This is a genomic window from Pseudomonas sp. (assembly GCF_035277045.1).
Classification (GTDB): Bacteria; Pseudomonadota; Gammaproteobacteria; order Pseudomonadales; family Pseudomonadaceae; genus Aquipseudomonas.
In genome coordinates, this window is sequence record NZ_DATELE010000005.1 from 1 (window position 1) to 2,299 (window position 2,299).

Genomic DNA, 2,299 nt, shown 5'->3' on the forward strand with positions numbered 1-2,299 from the left:
GACCGCCTTGGCGTCCGGCGGCTGCCCGAACCGGTTGCTACCTTGGTCGAGGAGCGGGCCGAGGGCAACCCGTTCTTCAGCGAGGAGTTGGCCTACGCCCTGCGCGACGCTGGGCTAATTCGCATCACCGATGGCGTCTGCACCATCGCACCCGGCGCTGGCGCCCTTAGCGCGATGCGCTTCCCCGACACCATGCAGGGCGTGGTAGCCGCCCGCATCGACCGGCTTCCGCCGGGCCAGGAGCTGACGCTCAAGGTCGCCAGCGTCGTCGGGCGGCTGTTCGCATTCCGCCTGCTGCGCGACGTCCACCCGATCGAGGCGGACCGGACCGTGCTGCAGGGATTTCTCGATGACCTGCAGCGGCACGACTTCACCGTGCTGGACAAGCCAGCGCCGGACATGGCCTACCTGTTCAAGCATGTCGTGACCCAGGAGGTCGCCTACGGCCTGCTGCTGTCGGCCCAGCGTCGGCAGCTCCACCGCGCGGTCGCGGAGTGGTACGAGCAAACCCAGGCCGAGGACCTCTCGCCGCTGTTTCCGCTGCTGGCCTACCACTGGGGCAGAGCGGAAGAGCCGGCCAAGACGCTCGCGTACCAGGAGCTCGCGGGTGAACAGGCCCTGCGAGCCGGCGCTTACCAGGAGGCCGTCGGCTTCCTCACCGACGCCGCATCCCTGGCCGGAACCGTCCGGCCGGCTCCTGCGGCGCTGCGACAGGCCCGCTGGCACCGCCAGCTTGCCGACGCCTACATGGGGCTGGGTCGACTGCAAGAGAGCCGCCAGCACGCCGACCAAGCGGTGGCCCTGCTGGGCGCTCCGGTGCCGCGCACCCCCCTGCGCCTGCTCGGCGACCTCAGCCAGCAGGCGCTGCAGCAATGCTTCCACCGGGTTAGGCCGGCGCGGTTGGTGCGAGGCACCCCAGCCGCGCGCACCGCCGCGCTGGAGGCAACCCGAGCCTTCGAGCGGCTCGCCTTCCTCAACTACTACGCGAACGTCAAGGGGCCGGGCATCAGTGCAGTGCTCCATGCTGTCAACCTGGCCGAGCGGGCTGGGCCGTCACCGGCGCTGGCGCGCGCCTATGCGTCGATGAGCGTGGCCGCCGGCATCGTCCAGCTCCACGCCCTGGCCAGGAGCTATGCCCGGAAGGCGCTCGAGATCGCCCGAGCTGAACATGACCTTCCCGCACTTGCATTCGTCCTGGTCGCGACCAGCACCTACCACATCAGCGTGGCGAACTGGGCAAGGGCGGAGGAGGGACTCCTGGAGGGATTGGGGATCGCCCAGCGCCTGGGGGACCAGCGTCGGTGCGGGGAACTGGCAGCTGGGCGGGCGGTGGCCATGTATTTCCAGGGGCAGTTCGACCGCCTGGCCCCCTGGCAAGCCGAGATGCACAGGATGGCCAGCCACGCCGATGATCCACAGCGCCAGGCCCACGCCATCCTTGGGAAGATTTGGTACCTGATGCCCCAAGGCCGGACAGATAGCGCCATCAAGGAACTGCAGGAGGCGACCAGGCTGCTGGCAGGGCGCGGCTCACGAGCCGACGAGATCGTCATCTACGGCGTCCTGGCACTTGCGTACCTGCGCCGTCAAGACGAGGAGCAAGCCCAACTCGCGGCTCACCGCGCGGCCAGCCTGATCGCGCAGTCCCGGCCCACCGCCGCCTACACCCTGGAGGGGTACGCCGGTGTCACCGAGGTCTACCTGCACCTCTGGATGGCCGGAGACCGTGCGACAGCACGGCCAGCACAACAGGCCCGCGCCGCCCTCAGGCGACTCGCTCGAACGTTCCCGACGGCCCAGCCACGCGCCTGGCTCTACGAGGGCCTGACCGCCTACCACCTTGGCCGAAAGCGACAGGCCGTGGCGGCATGGAAAAAGAGCCTGAAAACGGCCGAACGACTCGCGATGCCCTACGAACAGGGACGCGCCCACTACGAACTCGGACGACACTTCCCGCCAGACCATCCAGGCCGGCAGGCACACCTGAGCCACGCCTGCCAGATCTTCGTCGGCATTGGGGCATCATACGAACTAACCCACGCTCAGGCGGCCATGTCACGATAACTCAGCCACCCGGTCCGCCCCCAGCAAATGACCAGTCACCTTGTCGCGCAAGCAGCCGGTGATGAGTCTCCGGACTCGCCGGGGCGATTCAGGCCTCGCGCCAAAGCCCCAGCCACTCTGCCGGCGGCGATCATTCTTCGCGACCGCAGGGGCGCACCGTTAGATTGAACGACGGGTCACAGAGTGTCAGCGGATTGGGCCTGGCCAGCGCGAGCAGGAGCGCTGGCCGAGTTGA

General features: G+C 68.6%; 1 protein-coding gene. It reads left to right on the forward strand.

What is annotated here, in order from left to right; genetic code table 11:
- Window positions 1–2,064, forward strand: a 2,064-nt coding sequence (locus tag VJS90_RS00205) for a hypothetical protein (RefSeq protein WP_324117956.1), incomplete at its 5' end; no start/stop codon positions are given.
- Window positions 2,065–2,299 lie beyond the last annotated feature (235 nt).